Genomic DNA, 15,005 nt, shown 5'->3' with positions numbered 1-15,005 from the left:
CGATGCGACGTTCGGCCTTTGCCGTGGCCTGCTCCACCCTCCCCTTCGGATTCGCGGCGTCCGCCCTGCTCGTGGTCGGGCTCGAATGGCTCGCGCCCGACGTCATCCCCTTCCGGCTCGACACGTTCTTACAGTCGCCCTTGGGTTTCAAGGACGCGCTGACGCTCATCTGGCCGGTGCTCGCGGTCGGCGTGCTGATGTCGCTCGTGTTCACGATCCGCAGCCGCGACGCCCAGCGGTACCTGGCCAGGTTCGGCGCGGAGGAGGGCCAGGTCGTGGTTCTCCGGCCGTTCCCGGTGTTCGTGTCGAGCGCACTGGAGGAGATCGCCTTCCGGTTCGTTCTGTTCTACGCCGCCATCGCGGGCGCCAGGTTCATGGACTTCCTCGTGCTCGGCTTCGCCGACCTGCACCCCGTCCGCTGGCTGTTCGCCGACGTGCTCGTCCCGGTGGCCGACTTCGCCACGGCGGGGCGGATGCGGGAGATCCTGCTCCTCTCTCCGTGGTTCGTCGCCGCCGCCGTGCTCGCCAGCAACGGACGCTTCCGCAACGGCCACACCTACCAGGGCGTCCTCGGCTGGATCTTCTCCTGGTACTTCGGCATGTCGCTGTTCCTCGTCATGTTCGAGCACGGACTGCCGGTCGCCATCGCCGTCCACATCTTCTACAACATGACCGTCGTGGCCCTCAACCGCGTCGTCACCGGCGTCTACCCCCACCTGCACATCGTGCCGCCCACCAGGTGATCGCCGATGGCGCTCTCACAGAGTGCGCCACGGCTGCCGGGCGGTGATCAGCGTGTGCGTCGCCGAGCGGCTCAGGTCGCGGTGCTCGATCGGGCCGCAGCCCGCCGAGGCGAGCCAGCCGGTGATCGTCGGTACGTCGAGGACGCCACCGCCCTGGGTGTGCCACAGGTTGAGATCGAACCCCGCGGTGAACGCGGTCTCCGCGACCCCAGCGCGCGCTCCGGCGACGGTCTCGAGGATCACCACCCGGCCGCCGGGCACGGTGGCGGACACGGCGCCGTCCACGAGGCGCCGGGCCTGTGCGGCGGGGAAGCCGTGCAGCACGTCGCACAACAGCACCACGTCGTAGCGGCCCGCGACGGGGTCGAGGAGCGGGTCGGCGGCCCGCCACTCGACGCGGCCGTGGCCGCCCTCGCCGAGCGCCTCCGGCAGGTCCGTCACGGTCGCGGTCAGTCCCGGGTGGACGGCGCAGAAGGCCAGGCTGTAGGCGCCGTGCCCACCGGCGAGGTCCAGCAGCCGAAGCGGGCCCTCCGGCAGCGGGACCAGCCAGGCCACCTCTTCGGCGAGCCACTGGGCCAGCCCGCGCTGCAGGGACTGGAAGGGGATCGACACCTCGGGCCGCTCCGCCAGCCAGGCGGTGAGGTCGCCGCGCGGCCTCCCGGTCCTGATCGCCGGGGCGAGATCGGCCCACAGCTCACCGAGTACCGCCTGCCAGACGCGCAGGACGTGGCCATAGGTGGCGGGCGGGCACAGCCACGCGGCGGCGACGGGGGCGTTGCCGTAACCGTGGTCGGTGAGTTCCAGGTAGCCGGTGGTGTGCAGCAGGGCGAGCAGGCGGGCCAGGCCCGAGGGGTCGCAACCGAGGTCACCGGCGAGCGCCTCGGCGTGGCGCGGGCCCCGGGACAGCGCCTCGAACACGCCCAGGCTCGCCCCGGTGGCGGCGGCCTGGCCGGCCATCGCGCCGACGAGGTCGAGGAGAGGTGCGGGCGCCCGTCCGTGGGCGTACGCTCTGGCCTCGGCGAACGGCAGGTCGATCGGCATGCGGGCGCTCCACGGGGTCGGGGGCATGGGAGGGCGCATCGGCCTAACTCATAGGAAAGTTTCCTATTAATAACCGGGTCGATGGTACACACGGCACCTGGCGTCCACAAGGACCGCCGACCCCTCGCGAGGGCGCCTTGGGTGGCCGGCGGGCTCAGGCGAGCCAGCGGGCGGGCGCGGGCAGGCCGGCGGGCAGGGTGGTCGCCCGGTCTCCTACCGCCGCGTCGATCTGGAACCGGGTCAGGAACAGGCTGCCGTCCAGCATGGCCCCACGCACGTCGGCGCCGCGCAGGTCGGCGCCGATCAGATCGGCCAGCCACAGATCGGCGCCCCGCAGGTCGGCCCCGATGAGGTAGGCGCCGCGCAGGTTGGCCCCGCGCAGGTCGGCGCCCCGCAGCCGGGCCCCGATCAGGTCGGCGCCGCGTCGTTCCTTCCTGCCCGCCACGCCCGCCCTGGCGAGTTCGCTGGCGTGCAGCAGCACCTCGTTGACCTCGGCGCGGACCTCCCCCACCCGGACGGCGAGCAGGTCGTCCGGCCCGCCGTCGGCCAGCGCCCCGACGCGGTCCCGCTGCCGCGCGGCCGCCGCGTGCACCGGTGCGGCGGCGGGCAGTTCCAGCGCCTGCGCGAGGTACCACAGCAGTTCGTGCAACTGCCGGACGACGGGGAAGGCGGCGAACATGGGCTCGGCCGTTTCGGGGTGGGAGCGCCAGTCGCGGCCGCCGAAGGTGACCTGCGCGACGTGCTGGCCGGCGCCGAAGCAGTCGTAGACGGTGCAGCCCGCGAACCCCTTCTGGCGCAGCCGCGCGTGCACGCCGCAGGAGAAGTCACGCTCCAGGTTGGGGCACGGCCGCCCGGCGGGCTTGGTGATCGCGAAATCGGCGGACTTCTCGAACGGCAGCGCCACGCAGCACAGCCCGAAGCAGGAGGAGCAGTCAGCCGTCAGATTCCGCACACCCCACCTTACCGTCACGTACCAGGCCGTCCCTCTCCCCCTGCGCGTGCGATGATCGTCGGGAACCGCCAGCCTACGGAGCCCGACCATGTTCGACGGTGTGTCCCCCGGCGGCCAGCCGTCTCTGGTCTCGATCACCGCCGCTCTCCCGGTGGTGCTGGCCCTGCTGGTGCTGCTCGGCGCGGCGGTGGCCGGGCTCGGCCGGCTCGGCCACGGCAGGGCGGTGGTGACCGCGTGCGTGCGCGCGGCCGTGCAGCTCGGCGCGGTTTCGCTGGTGATCGTCTGGGTGGTCGGCTCGGCGCCGCTGGTGGCGGCGTTCGTCGCCCTCATGTACGGCGTCGCCACCCTCACCGCCGGCCGCAGGATCGCCAAGGGCCGTTCGGTGTGGTGGGCCGGGGTGCCGATCGCGGCGGGGGTGGCTCCGGTGTTCGGCATCCTCCTGGCGGGCGGCGTGATCTCCGCCCGGGGCATCGTGGTCATCCCGATCGCGGGCATCCTGCTGGACGGCTGCCTGACCGCGACCACGCTGGCGGGCCGGCGGGCGCTCGACGAGCTGAGGCTGCGCAAGGGAGAGGTGGAGGCGGCGCTGTCGCTGGGGTTCACGCCTCGGGCGGCGGCGCTGGAGATCTGCCGCCCGGCGGCCAGCCAGGCGCTGGTCCCGGCGCTGGACCAGACGCGCACGGTGGGTCTGGTGACACTGCCGGGGGCGTTCGTGGGGATGCTGCTGGGGGGTGCGAGCCCGGTGCAGGCCGGGGTGGTGCAGCTGGTGGTGCTGGTCGCGCTGGTGGCGGCCGAGGCGATCGCCGTCCTGGTCACCGTGGAGCTGGCCGCGCGCGCCAGGATCTGACGCTGCCGCCTCAGCCGAAGGCGAGCCGGCCGCGTGCGGAGCCGTCCCGCAGGTCAGCGCCTGCTGTAGTGGTCGGCGACGGCAGCGAAGGCGGCCTTCGGCTCCCACGGCAGGCCGGGGTGGCTCGCGCCGTCGCGGCCGTCGAGGATCTTGACGATGCCGTAGCTCGCCGCGTCCAGGTCGTCGAGGGAGTCGCCGTCCGGGCGGTGCGGGTGGTCGTAGAGCGCGAAGGTGAAGACGAAGGCGCTGTCCACGCCTTCGGCGTCGAACACCTCAAGCAGCTCACGCAGGTACGCCGCCTGGCCGGGCTCGTCGCGGACGCAGGGCTTCCTCAGCCGCAGCGGCCTGCGGGTGGCCGGGTCGTACTCGACGACGTCCAGACCGGCACCGCCCAGATCGCCCGCGCCCCGGTAGCCGGCGGAGCCGAACTCGGTGATCGCGACCGGTTTGCCCTGGGCCACGGCGGCCCGCACGCCCGCGGCGAACCGGTCGGCGACCTCGGCGGTCCGGTAGAGGTCGAGGCCCACGATGTCGAACGGCTCCCAGTCGACGTGCTCCAGCGGCACGGCGGCGTAGGTGACCTTGCCGCCGAAGCGTTCGCGGATGAGCGGCACGGCCCGGCCGAGGAAGTCGTTGACCCGCGCGCTGACCTCGCCGACGCGCGCGGGCAGCTCGGCGGGGGATCCGGTCAGGAAGCGGGTCCGCTCCGCGAGGGTGTCGCCGGGCAGGAAGCCGGGGTTCATCAGGCTCAGTTCGGCGCCGGCGACGAACACGATCTCGGCGCCGCGCTCACGCAGCCGCTCCGCGCGTTCGGCGCAGTCGGCGAACAGCGCGAGCACCCGGTCGGCGGGCAGTTCGAGGGGGTAGGGCGAGAACCACACCTCCAGGCCGAGTTCGGCGGCGCAGGCGGCGGCGTGCTCCAGGCGCTCCGGGTCGCCGCCCATGATGCGGACGGCGTCGCAGTGCAGGTCGTCGCGGATGACGTGAAGTTCACGCGCGACGGTCTCGGGCTCGTACAGCTCGCGGGAGAACGTCCCGTGGTGCAGGAAGCCGGTGTCGTAGCTGATGCCTTGGGCACGCATGGCAAGAATCTCCTCAGTTAGGGTACTTGCCGTACCGTAATGGCGAATCACTCCATATACAAGCCCTTTGCGGTAAGGTACGACCATGACGGACTCAGCGGGACGGCCCGCCCGCAGGCGGCGCGGCGCCGCGCTGGAGGAGGCGATCCTGAGCGCCGCGGCGGCGGAGCTGACCGAGTCCGGCTACGCCGGGCTCACCATGGACCGGGTCGCCGCCCGCGCGGGCACCAACAAGAACGCGATCTACCGCCGCTGGCCGGGACGGCTCGCGCTCGGCATCGCCGCCTACCGGCGACTGGCCACGACCGTGCAGCCACCTGACACCGGCAGCCTGCGCGAGGACGCCCTCGAACTGCTGCGGCAGGCCAACCGCACCTGGAGTTCGCCGCTCGGCGCGGTCCTGCGCGACCTGCTCGCCGCCGCCGGCGGCACGGCCGAGTTGCTGGGGCAGCTTCAGGACCAGTCCGGCGATGCCGTGGCCGCGCCGTGGTTGCTGGTCCTCGGCCGCGCGGTCGCGCGCGGCGAGGCCGCGCCGGAGGCGCTGCACCCCCGTGTGGCCACTTCGGCCGTCGTCCTGCTGCGCAACGAGTTCGTCGTGCGCGGGGCCCCCACCGCGCCCGACGACGTCCTCGTCGACATCGTGGACGAGGTCTACCTGCCGCTCGTCCGGGGCCGAGGGCTCGCGCCGGACGTGTGACCTCCGAGGTCAGAGCAGGTCGGCCGCGCTGGTGTAGTAGTCGCGGACGAAGGCGGCGAAGTCGGCCGTGCTCACCCTGCCGGTCACGCCGCGGTCGAGGTCGCCGAACAGCCTGGCCGCGTACGCCAGCGGGAAGCCCGCCGCGCTGTGCAGTCCCAGGAAGTCGTCGCGCTCGATGAGCCCGTCGTCGTCCAGGTCGCCCACGGCCGCGATCGCCACCGCGTACGCCTCGCCGTGCGCGGCGAACCAGGACGGGTCGTGCGAGAGCGCTGCGTACTCCTCGAAGGTCACCCTCCCATCGTGGTCCCGGTCGGCCGATGCGGCGAGGTTCTCCCAGTAGCGGCCGCAGGCCGCCGCCAGGGCCTCGGCCTTGGGCGAGCCGTCGGCCACCCCCAGTACCCGGCACACCCGGGAGGTGTAGAGGACGAAGTCCGCGCGGGTCAGCACCGAGCTGCCGTCGGTGTCGAGCAGTTCGAAGCGCAGGCGCAGCCGATCGGCGGAGGACATGGACACAGGGGTTCCCCTCTCGACAAGTGACTACCCTAGATAATCGATCCGTCGCCGACAGTAGTCAACGGCTGGGGAGCCCCGAATGCCGGAGCGCGGGTGGTCCACGTTCGTGGTGCCCGGGCCGGGCATCCGGTGCGTGCCGTCCCGCAGGTCGTGCGGCGCGGCCGGTTCCATGATCGGCTTCCTGGGGCGGCGGTCAGGCCAGCAGGCCGGCGAGTTCGCGGGCGCGGGCGGGGTGGCGCAGTTTCCGCATCGCCTTGACCTCGATCTGGCGGATGCGTTCGCGGCTCAGGCCGTAGCGGCGGCCGATCTCGTCGAAGGTCTGCGGCTCGCCACCGGACAGGCCGTAACGGCGGGCGAGCACCTCGGCCTCGCGCTCGGTCAGCGTGGCGAGCGCGCGGTCCATGTGGTGGCGCAGCAACGAGTCCGCGACCTCCTCACCCGGGTCCGGGGCGGCGTCGGCGATGAGGTCGCCCAGTTCGGTGTCGCCCTCGCCGGAGACCGGCGTGTGCGGCGACACCGGCTCGCCCGTGTGGCGCAGCGCCAGCTTCACCTTCTCCAGCGGCAGGCCGAGCTCGGCGGCGAGCCGCTCGGGCGCCGGGTCCTCGCCGGTGCGCTGCTGGACGTCACGGCGGGTGCGGGCGACCTGGTTGACGACCTCGACCATGTGCGAGGGGACGCGGATGGTCCGGCTCTGGTCGGTCAGGGCACGGCCGACGGCCTGCTTGATCCACCAGGTGGCGTACGTGGAGAACTTCAGGCCGCGCCGGTGGTCGAACTTCTCCACTGCGCGCATCATCCCGATCGTGCCCTCCTGGACCAGGTCGAGCAGGGGCAGGGCGCCCCCTGCGTCGAGCCGCTGCCGCGCCAGCGCGCCCGCTTCGATGCGCTCGCCCAGCGCCACCTCCTGCTGCGCGGTCAGGAGCGGGGTGCGGGAGATCGCCTTGAGATAGTCCTTCACGGAGTCGCCGGTGAACGCGGTGGAGGCGGTGGAGGCCCGTCATCGGCTTCTCCGGCCCGGAGTTCGCCAAAATGATCACCGATAGCCCGGCGCTGGTGGCCAGGCTGCGGGAGTTCCACGACGACAGGGAGAAGGTCATGGCCCAGGTCCTCGCCGAGGAGACCGGCGCCGGGCCGGACGACACGTGCCCCGTGTCGCGGCCGCACAGCTGGGCTGCGTCCACCGGCTGCTGTTCGACGAGACGATGCGCCTCACCCTCGAAGGGCGCGGCGACGACGAGATCGCCGGGATCGTCGAAGGCCACGCGGTGGTCGCCTTCGACGCCCTGGAACCCTCGCTCGGCGGTTACGCGATCCGCTGACGGGGCTACCTCCCGCCCACGGTGGGCAACACCAGGTGGCTGGCCCGCAGGCCGAGGGTGAGCCTGCCCGCCGCCGGGTCGGTGGCGATGTAGTCCTTGTCGTTGGCCACGATCACCAGGCCGACGCGGTGCCCCTCGGGGAAGACGTGATCGACCGCGTGCAGGCGCAGGCTGACGGTGTGGGCCTTGCCCGGCTCCAGCGGGCTGGGCCGTTCCAGGGAGTGCCGGTTCTTGACGTCGAGCGCGCCCCGGCTGACGATCGGCAGCTTGGTCACCGGCTTGCGCACCGGCGCCAGCTCCGCCGTCACCTGCCCCGTGCCGTCCGACAGGCCGGGCGACGGAGCGGGCGACGGGGTGGCTGCCGGGCCGTAGTCCACGAGCAGCGCGGTGAGCGGCGTACTGGCCGTGCTCGACGACAGGCGCACCCGGACCGTCGGCGTCCCCGACACGTGGGTGGCCTTGGTCAGCGGCGGGGTGAGGTAGGCCAGCCGATTGGGTGCGGCGGCCTCGGGCGCGGAGATCATCACGGCCTCGTTCTGGGCGGGGGCGTCCGTGAAGGACTGGGTCCCGCTGCCGGACGGCGTGCGCAGCAGCCCGCCCTCGGCCGCCTCGCTCGCCGGGCCGAACCACAGATGCGTGGGACGGCTGCCCGGGTGCGGCCAGTCGGCCGAGGTCTGCCAGGAGGAGTCCGGGCGCTGCACGCTCACCCTCGGCTCGCTCATGATGCCGTTGTCCACCCGGTACAGCCAGTGGTCCATCCACCGGTGCAGGGTCTCCTGCCAGGCCGCGCCGCCCGTGACGAGCGGATCCTCGTGCCCGCCCTTGTGCAGCCACAGCTTGCGCGCGACGCCGTGCTCGCCCAGCGCCTGCCACAGGGCCGCGAAGTGCCTGTTGCGCACCTTCGTGTCGGCCAGCCCCTGGGCCAGCAGGACCGAGGACCTGATGCCGGCGGCGTCCTTGACGTAGTCGCGCTCGTCCCAGAAGGCCGTGCGGTCGGCGGTGTCGTCGGCGGCGGCGTCCCCGAGTTCCTTCAGCACCTCGCCGCAGCGGGCCGTGGCGCTCTGGCTGGCCACCCGGCTCGCCTGGTACTCGGGGTAACGGGTGCCCAGATTGCCGTTGTAGGCGACCCCCTGGTCGCGGGCGTAGTCGTACCAGCTGGAGATCGCGCCTTCCGGCACGATGGTCTTCAGGCCCTCGACGCCCGTGGTCGCGGCCGCCGTCGCCAGCGTGCCGTCGTAGGACAGTCCGACCATGCCCACGTCGCCGGTGCTCCAGCCGGCGACGGCCGCCCGCCCGTCGGCGTAGGTGGCCGGTGCCCGGCCGTTGAGCCAGTCGATCGCGGCGGTCACGCTGGTCGTGTCGGCCGGGCCGCCGGTGGTCGGGCACCCCTCCGACTGACCCGTCCCCTGCAACTCGACCTCGACGACCGCGTACCCGCGCGGCACGAAGTACTCGTCGTACCACTCGGAGAAGACGCCGGGGTCCGGCACCGTCGCGGCGCGCGGCGCCTTGCCCGTGTACGGGGTCGCCTTCATGACGGTGGCGACCTTCATGCCCTGCTCGGACTGCGCCGGGCGCAGCACGGCCACGGCCACCCGGTCGCGGCGGCCGTCGCGGTCGCTGTCCATCGGGGCTTCGACGTAGACGGTCTCCCGTACGGCCTCGCCGTACGGGAACACCGGCTGGGTGCGCCCGTCATGCACCACCGGAGCCGGTACGGCGGCGGCCGGTAGGGCATAGAGCGTGCTCAGAAGCAGGGCGCCGAGTGCGGCACCTGCCGGCAAACGGCGCAAAGTGATTCTCATGAACGGGCACCTTGGCAGCCCGACCTCAAAGCCAGATGGGAGCGCCCTCGGAGGGGCCGGCCCGGTGCCGCGAGAGGCAGGAGGCGATCTGTTCCCCGACTCGACATCCGATCGCGACGTGCTGCCGGTCGGCACCGGCCGAGGCGGAGCGGGCGCGACCGGGCGCGTCGGCGGACCGGCTCCCGTTCCTCCTCGGCTGATCACCGTCCGGGTCGTGGCAGCAGCAGACCGGCCGCCCCGACGGCCACGCCGAGCCCGGCCGCCACAAGGAAGACCAGGCTGTAGCCGGAGGCGATGGCCTCGGCGGACGAGTTCCCCCCGGTCCTGGCGCCGGCGACCGTCGCGAGCACCGCCAGGCCCAGCGACCCGCCGAGCTGGTTGGCGGTGTTGGCGACACCGCCGACGATCCCCTCGTCGCCCTCGGGGACGCCTTCTGTCGCGGCGGCCATGAGAGTGGGGAAGGTCAGCCCGATGCCCACCGCGATGAGCAGCGTGGGTCCGAGCAGGCCGGTGACGTAGCCGCTGCCGGCCTGGGCCTGCGCGAGCCAGCCGAACCCGGCCAGGAAAAAGGCGCCGCCGGCCAGCACCGGCGGGCGCCCGCCCGTCCTCGGCAGCAGGGTGGCCGACCAACGGGCGACCAGCAGGAAGGCCACCGCCGCGGGCGCCTGCCCGAGACCTGCCTGGAGTGCGCTGTAGCCGAGGACGTTCTGCAGGAACAACGCGGTGAAGTACCACATCGCGATGGCGATTCCGCCGAACAGCAGGAGCATGCCGCCGCCGACGGCCACCCCGCGAAGCCTGAACAGCCGCGGCGGCAGCATCGGCCGGGCGGCGAAGCGCGCCTCCACCGCGACGAAGGCGCCGAGCAGGAGCAGACCCGCCGTCACCGGCCAGACGACCTGGGCGGAGGTCCAGGCGTGCTCGGCGCTCCGCATGATTCCGTAGATCAGCGCGCCCAGCCCCGCCGTCCCGGTGAGCGCGCCGGCGATGTCGAGCGGTTCGCGGCGGCGGGCGCGCGTCGCGGCCAGCGACATCACGGCCATGACGATCAGCAGTGCGCCGATCGGCACGTTGATCAGGAACACCCAGCGCCATGACAGGCCGGTGGTGAGCGCACCTCCCGCGACCGCGCCGGCCATACCGCCCACCCCGCCCGCGGCCGACCACGCCCCGAACGCCCGGACCCGCGCGCGCGGCTCGGTGAAGCAGGTGTTGATCACCACCAGCGTCGCGGGGGCGAGCATGGCGGCCCCCACGCCTTGTGCGACGCGTGCCGCCACCAGGGTCCCCGGGCCTGTCGCCAGGCCGGCGACCAGGCTGGCGGCGGAGAACACGAGCAGCCCGGCGACCAGCAGCCGGCGGTGGCCGAACAGGTCGGCGGCGCGGCCGCCCAGCAGCATGAACCCGGCGAAGGTGAGCAGGTAGCCGTTCACCACCCAGGCGAGGCCGGTGTCGGTGTAGCCGAGTTCCCGATCGAGCGAGGGCAGGGCGACGTTGACGATGGACGCGTCCAGGATCACCATGAACTGACAGGCGCACACCAAGGTCAGGACCATCCAGGCGGGTCCGGTCGTGGTTCGCGTCTCACTACTGTTCTCGATCACTACGAGCATCTCCTGGGTACGTCGGGTTCACGTGGTCTGGGGAACGGCTTCGGCGTTCGAACGCAACCTGGCCGTGATGTGCGCCAGCCGCCGGCCCTGGTACCTGGCGGCCTCCAGCGTGGCGGCACCGGGGCCGCCGCCGTTCGCCGAGGCGGCCGAGAACGACGTGCCGTACGGATTCCCACCGGCCTCTGACACGACCGGGTCGGTGAACCCGGTCGGCACGATCAGCGACCCCCAGTGGTAGAAGACGTTGGCCAGCGACAGGATCGTGGCCTCGCTGCCGCCGTGCTCGTGGTAGGCGGAGGTGAAGGCCGTCACCGGTTTGTCGGCCAGCCTGCCCTCCCGCCACAGCCCGCTGGTCTGGTCGATGAACTGCTTGAGCTGCGCGGCGGGCGCGCCGAAGCGTGTCGGTGTCCCGAACGCGAAGGCGTCGGCCCACGCCAGATCCTCGATCGAGGCCCGGCCCGCCGAGGCGGTGGCGTCCGCGTGCCGCCGCCACAACGGGTTCTCGTCGATGGCACTGTCGGGCGCCAACTCGGTGACCTGCCGCATCCGCACCGACGCTCCCGTCGAGGCGGCGCCTTCGGCGACGGCCTGCGCGAGCGCGTGCACCGTGCCCGTCGCGCTGTAGTAGATGACGGCGACCTTCACGGTCATGTCGACTCCCTGATCTGCATCCCGTAGAATTAGTTATGCGGATAATGTTATGCGCATAACTAACTTGTCAAGGAGGAACCGTGGACTTCGAGCACGCAGACGCCCTCAACCAGGCCATCCGCCTGCTGAGCCTCCGCCACCGGGCCAGGGCGGCCGCGCTGCTGGCCCCGCTCGGGCTGTACCCCGGGCAGGAGGCGCTGCTGCTCGAACTCGACCGGTCCGGCGCGATGATCCAGGCGCAGCTCAGCGAGGCACTCGGGTGCGAGCCGCCGAGCGTCACTCTCATGACCCGCAAGCTTGAGGCCACCGGCCACATCAGCCGCCGGCCCGCCCCCGCCGACAAGCGGGCCAGCGTCGTCGAGCTCACCGACAGCGGCAGGGCGCTGGTCGCCCGGATCAGGGAACTGTGGCGCTCCCTGGCGGAGGAGACCACCGCCGGGCTGTCCGCCCGGACCGTGGCCGAACTGCCCGGACTCCTCAAGACCCTGACCGACAACGTCGACACGAGGCAGCCCCGATCCTGACGTTCCCCGCGCTCCGGGAGTGGATGTAGGTACACCCGGGAGTGCACGTATCGGCATTCCCGGCGGGAGCCGGGGATCCTAGATTCGGGCCGTGACCATCAAAAGGATTCTGTGCGGGGCGGCAGGCGTCGCGGCCGTGCTGCTGCCTGCGGCCCCCGCCCTGGCCGGCACTGTGGCCCCCGCCCTGGCCGGCACCGTGGGCGGCACTGTGGCCGGCGCAGGCGGCTCGATCGTGCGCACCGACGCCGGGCTGGTGCGCGGCACCGTCCAGAAGGAACGCCGCGTCTTCCGGGGCATCCCGTACGCGGCCCCGCCCGTGGGGCAACTGCGCTGGCGCTCCCCGAAACCGCCCGCGACGTGGAAGGGCGTGCGCGCGGCCACCCGGCCGGGACCCGCGTGCGCCCAGGCGCCGAACCCGCTGGCCGGGTTGCCCGGCAGCGAGGCGGAGGACTGCCTGTTCCTCGACGTCACCACCCCGCGCGAGCGCGGCCGGCCCCGGCCCGTCATGGTCTACCTGCACGGCGGCGGCTTCGTGTCGGGCGCGGGACACGACTACGACGCCTCCCGGCTCGTCGCCGGGGGCGACGTCGTCGTGGTCACCGTCGGCTACCGGCTGGGCGTCTTCGGCTTCCTCGCCCACCCCGGCGAGCCGGGCGCGGGCGCGTTCGGCCTGGAGGACCAGCAGGCCGCCCTGAAGTGGGTACGGCGCAACGCCTCGGCGTTCGGCGGCGACCCGCGCAACGTGACCCTGTTCGGCGAGTCCGCCGGCGCCCTCAGCACCTGCGCCCACCTGACCTCTCCCGGCGCGGCCGGGCTGTTCCACCGGGCCATCATGCAGAGCGGCACCTGCGGCGCGCGCTGGCCGAAGAACAGCCTCGGCCCCGGCAGTCCGGCACTCGACCTGTGGGCACCGCCGGAGGAGGCCGCCCAGCTCGCCTCGGCCTACGCCGCCCAGCTCGGCTGCGACAGCCTGGCGTGCCTGCGCGGGCTCCCGACCGGCAGGCTCCTGGGCGGGCAGCTCGCCCCGCTGGTGTCCCGTCCCACGTACGGCAACCCGGTGCTGCCCGCACATCCCGCGACCGCCCTGACGAAGGGGCGCTTCCACCGCGTCCCGGTCATGAACGGCCACACCCGCGACGAGCATCGCCTGCTGACCTCCTGGGGCTACACACCGCCCATCACGGCCGATCGGTACCGCGAACTCGTGGCGGACACCTTCGCCGCCTACGCGCCCCGCGTGGCCGCCCGCTACCCGCTCGGCGAGCACGCCTCGCCCTCGGAGGCATGGTCCGCGATCATGACGGACGTGAGCTGGGCCTGCCCGGCCCAGGCCGACAACCGCCTGCTCTCCGCGAGGACCAGGGTCTACACCTTCGACTTCGCCGACCGCACCGCCCCGTGGACGGGCGCGAAGCCGCCGTTCCCGCTCGGCGCCTACCACGGCTCCGAGCTTCCGTACCTGTTCCCCGACCCCGCCGCGCGTCTCACCCCCGCGCAGGAGCGCCTGGCGGCGGCCATGATCGGATACTGGACGCGTTTCGCCCGCACGGGCTCGCCGGACGGAGGCGGGCTGCCCCGCTGGGCGCCCCACCCGGCGGGGCAGTCGCTGGACGCCGACGGCCCCAGGCCCGCAGACCTGGCCGCCCGGCACTCCTGCGACCTGTTCCCGGGAGGCTACAGCGCGTCGGCGCGGCCGGACAGGTAGGCGGCCTCCGGCAGGCTCGTCGTCCGGCGGGCCGCCTCGCGGTAGGCGGCCACGGCGGCCTCCCGCTCGCCCGCGAGTTCGAGCAGGTGGGCGCGGACCGCGTACAGCCGGTGGTGGTCGCCGAGCGGCCCGGCGAGCGACTCAAGCAGGTCGAGCCCGGCCTGCGGCCCGCGCACCATGGCGACGGCGACCGCGTGGTTGAGCCGTACGACCGGATTGTCGGTCATCCCGGCGAGAAGGTCGTACAGGGCCAGGATCTGCGTCCAGTCGGTGTCCTCCGCCGTCTCCGCCTCGTCGTGGACGGCCGCGATGGCGGCCTGCAACTGGTACGGCCCGAGCGGCGTGCCGGCGAGCGCGCCGCTGACCAGGGCGACGCCCTCGTCGATGGCCCGGCGGTCCCAGCGGGAGCGGTCCTGCTCGGCCAGCGGGATCAGCCTGCCGTCCGCGTCGGTGCGCGCTGCGCGCCGGGCGTCGGTGAGCAGCATGAGCGCCAGCAGTCCCATGACCTCGCCGTCGTCGGGAAGCAGGCGGCGCACCTCGCGGGTGAGCCGGATGGCCTCCGAGGTCAGGTCGGCGCGCTGGAGGTCGGGGCCGGAGGTGGCGGTGTAGCCCTCGTTGAAGATCAGGTAGAGCACGTGGAGCACGACGCGGAAGCGTTCCGCGCGCTCGCCGTCCGGCGGCGGTGCGAACGTGGCGCCCGCCGCCTTGATGCGCTGCTTGGCACGGCTGATGCGCTGGGCCATGGTCGCCTCGGGCACCAGGAAGGCGCGGGCGATCTCGGCCGTGGTGAGACCGCCGACCGCGCGCAGGGTGAGCGCGAGCTGGGAGGGCGGCGTGAGCGACGGGTGGCAGCACAGGAACAGCAGGGTCAGTGTGTCGTCCTGGCCGGGCACCTCGCCCTGCGAGGGCGCCCATGCGGAGACGGTCTCCTCCCTGCGGCGCCGGGCCGATTCGCTGCGCACCTGGTCGATGAGGCGACGAGAGGCGACGGTGACGAGCCAGCCCTTCGGGTTGTCCGGCACGCCGCGCTCCGGCCACTGGGTGGCGGCCTCCAGGAGGGCCTCCTGCACGGCGTCCTCGGCGGCGTCGAACCGGTCGTAGCGCCGGGCGAGGACGCCGAGGACCTGCGGCGCGAGTGTACGCAGCAGGTCCTCGGCTCCGCTCACTCGGTGACCTCCCCGATGACCGCCCGCACCTCCATCGCGCTCTCGCGCGCGTCGGGCCAGCGTGCGGCGATCTCGGTGGCGCGCTCGACGCTCTCGACATCGACGACCAGGAACCCGGCCATCAGCTCCTTGGCCTCCAGGAACGGGCCGTCGGTGATCACGGGGACGTCGTCGCGGACCTTGACCGTGCGGGCGGTGTCGGCGAGCGCCATGCCGCCGACGAACTCGCCGGAGGCCCTGAGCTCATCCATGATCGTGTCGACCTCGGCCCTGATCCGGTCCATGTCGGCGGACTGCCGGGACTCGGCGTTGTTGTAGATCAGCAGCATGTACTTCACGTGCTGGCT

At 73.1% G+C, this 15,005-nt stretch carries 16 protein-coding genes; 6 read left to right on the top strand and 10 right to left on the bottom strand.

Annotated elements, in window-relative coordinates; translation table 11 throughout:
* Window positions 1-2 precede the first annotated feature (2 nt).
* A complete protein-coding gene (locus ABD120_RS21750) occupies window positions 3-743 on the top strand; it encodes a hypothetical protein (protein ID WP_343951801.1) in 741 nt (246 codons plus the stop codon).
* A gap of 15 nt (window positions 744-758) precedes the next feature.
* On the opposite strand, the gene ABD120_RS21745 is transcribed toward ABD120_RS21750, so the two are convergent.
* Both ABD120_RS21745 and ABD120_RS21740 read right to left on the bottom strand, forming a co-directional pair.
* On the bottom strand, window positions 759-1,784 hold the full coding sequence (locus ABD120_RS21745; protein ID WP_343951800.1) for a methyltransferase: 1,026 nt from the start codon (window positions 1,782-1,784) through the stop codon (window positions 759-761).
* 154 nt (window positions 1,785-1,938) lie between these two features.
* Complete coding sequence (locus ABD120_RS21740; protein WP_343951799.1) at window positions 1,939-2,736, bottom strand: pentapeptide repeat-containing protein; 798 nt, start codon at window positions 2,734-2,736, stop codon at window positions 1,939-1,941.
* An 88-nt stretch (window positions 2,737-2,824) separates the two neighbouring features.
* On the opposite strand from ABD120_RS21740, the gene ABD120_RS21735 reads away from it, so the two are divergent.
* Complete coding sequence (locus tag ABD120_RS21735) at window positions 2,825-3,583, top strand: ABC transporter permease (RefSeq protein WP_343951798.1); 759 nt, start codon at window positions 2,825-2,827, stop codon at window positions 3,581-3,583.
* Between the two features lie 53 nt (window positions 3,584-3,636).
* Here the strand turns inward: ABD120_RS21735 and ABD120_RS21730 are convergent, their stop codons facing one another.
* Entirely contained in the window at window positions 3,637-4,665 is a 1,029-nt protein-coding gene (locus ABD120_RS21730) for a glycoside hydrolase family 113 protein (RefSeq protein WP_343951797.1), read from the bottom strand.
* Between the two features lie 85 nt (window positions 4,666-4,750).
* Between ABD120_RS21730 and ABD120_RS21725 the strand changes: the two genes are divergently transcribed.
* Window positions 4,751-5,362 carry a TetR/AcrR family transcriptional regulator gene (locus ABD120_RS21725; protein ID WP_343951796.1) on the top strand — a complete coding sequence of 204 codons (612 nt, stop codon included), beginning with the start codon at window positions 4,751-4,753 and terminating at the stop codon, window positions 5,360-5,362.
* A 9-nt stretch (window positions 5,363-5,371) separates the two neighbouring features.
* Here the strand turns inward: ABD120_RS21725 and ABD120_RS21720 are convergent, their stop codons facing one another.
* The gene (locus tag ABD120_RS21720) at window positions 5,372-5,869 is read right to left on the bottom strand and encodes an EF-hand domain-containing protein (RefSeq protein ID WP_343951795.1); all 498 of its coding nucleotides are present in this window, start codon (window positions 5,867-5,869) and stop codon (window positions 5,372-5,374) included.
* 199 nt (window positions 5,870-6,068) lie between these two features.
* On the bottom strand, window positions 6,069-6,833 hold the full coding sequence (locus ABD120_RS21715; RefSeq protein ID WP_343951794.1) for a sigma-70 family RNA polymerase sigma factor: 765 nt from the start codon (window positions 6,831-6,833) through the stop codon (window positions 6,069-6,071).
* A gap of 184 nt (window positions 6,834-7,017) precedes the next feature.
* On the opposite strand from ABD120_RS21715, the gene ABD120_RS21710 reads away from it, so the two are divergent.
* The gene (locus tag ABD120_RS21710; RefSeq protein WP_343951793.1) at window positions 7,018-7,194 is read left to right on the top strand and encodes a hypothetical protein; all 177 of its coding nucleotides are present in this window, start codon (window positions 7,018-7,020) and stop codon (window positions 7,192-7,194) included.
* Between the two features lie 5 nt (window positions 7,195-7,199).
* Here ABD120_RS21710 and ABD120_RS21705 read toward each other — a convergent pair whose 3' ends face one another.
* From ABD120_RS21705 to wrbA, 3 genes are all read right to left on the bottom strand, one after another.
* Entirely contained in the window at window positions 7,200-8,999 is a 1,800-nt protein-coding gene (locus ABD120_RS21705; protein ID WP_343951792.1) for a CocE/NonD family hydrolase, read from the bottom strand.
* A gap of 200 nt (window positions 9,000-9,199) precedes the next feature.
* On the bottom strand, window positions 9,200-10,612 hold the full coding sequence (locus ABD120_RS21700; RefSeq protein ID WP_343951791.1) for an MFS transporter: 1,413 nt from the start codon (window positions 10,610-10,612) through the stop codon (window positions 9,200-9,202).
* Window positions 10,613-10,630: 18 nt separating this feature from the next.
* The gene (wrbA, locus tag ABD120_RS21695; protein WP_343951790.1) at window positions 10,631-11,263 is read right to left on the bottom strand and encodes an NAD(P)H:quinone oxidoreductase; all 633 of its coding nucleotides are present in this window, start codon (window positions 11,261-11,263) and stop codon (window positions 10,631-10,633) included.
* 80 nt (window positions 11,264-11,343) lie between these two features.
* On the opposite strand from wrbA, the gene ABD120_RS21690 reads away from it, so the two are divergent.
* Window positions 11,344-11,787: a MarR family winged helix-turn-helix transcriptional regulator gene (locus tag ABD120_RS21690; RefSeq protein ID WP_343951789.1), complete on the top strand. Its 444-nt coding sequence runs from the start codon at window positions 11,344-11,346 to the stop codon at window positions 11,785-11,787.
* Between the two features lie 91 nt (window positions 11,788-11,878).
* Complete coding sequence (locus tag ABD120_RS21685) at window positions 11,879-13,492, top strand: carboxylesterase/lipase family protein (RefSeq protein WP_343951788.1); 1,614 nt, start codon at window positions 11,879-11,881, stop codon at window positions 13,490-13,492.
* Here ABD120_RS21685 and ABD120_RS21680 read toward each other — a convergent pair.
* Both ABD120_RS21680 and ABD120_RS21675 read right to left on the bottom strand, forming a co-directional pair.
* The gene (locus ABD120_RS21680; protein WP_343951787.1) at window positions 13,462-14,658 is read right to left on the bottom strand and encodes an RNA polymerase sigma factor; all 1,197 of its coding nucleotides are present in this window, start codon (window positions 14,656-14,658) and stop codon (window positions 13,462-13,464) included. The two genes, ABD120_RS21685 and ABD120_RS21680, sit on opposite strands and share 31 nt — an antisense overlap.
* Window positions 14,655-14,987, bottom strand: coding sequence for a YciI family protein (locus ABD120_RS21675; RefSeq protein ID WP_343952185.1), 333 nt, complete (start codon window positions 14,985-14,987; stop codon window positions 14,655-14,657). The genes ABD120_RS21680 and ABD120_RS21675 overlap by 4 nt, the downstream gene beginning before the upstream one ends.
* Between the last annotated feature and the right edge of the window lie 18 nt (window positions 14,988-15,005).

The sequence above is a fragment of the Nonomuraea longicatena genome (genome assembly GCF_039525605.1).
GTDB classification, from domain to species: domain Bacteria; phylum Actinomycetota; class Actinomycetes; order Streptosporangiales; family Streptosporangiaceae; genus Nonomuraea; species Nonomuraea longicatena.
Note: the sequence above shows the minus strand (reverse complement) of the source record. Positions and strands in the feature narration are given on the sequence as shown.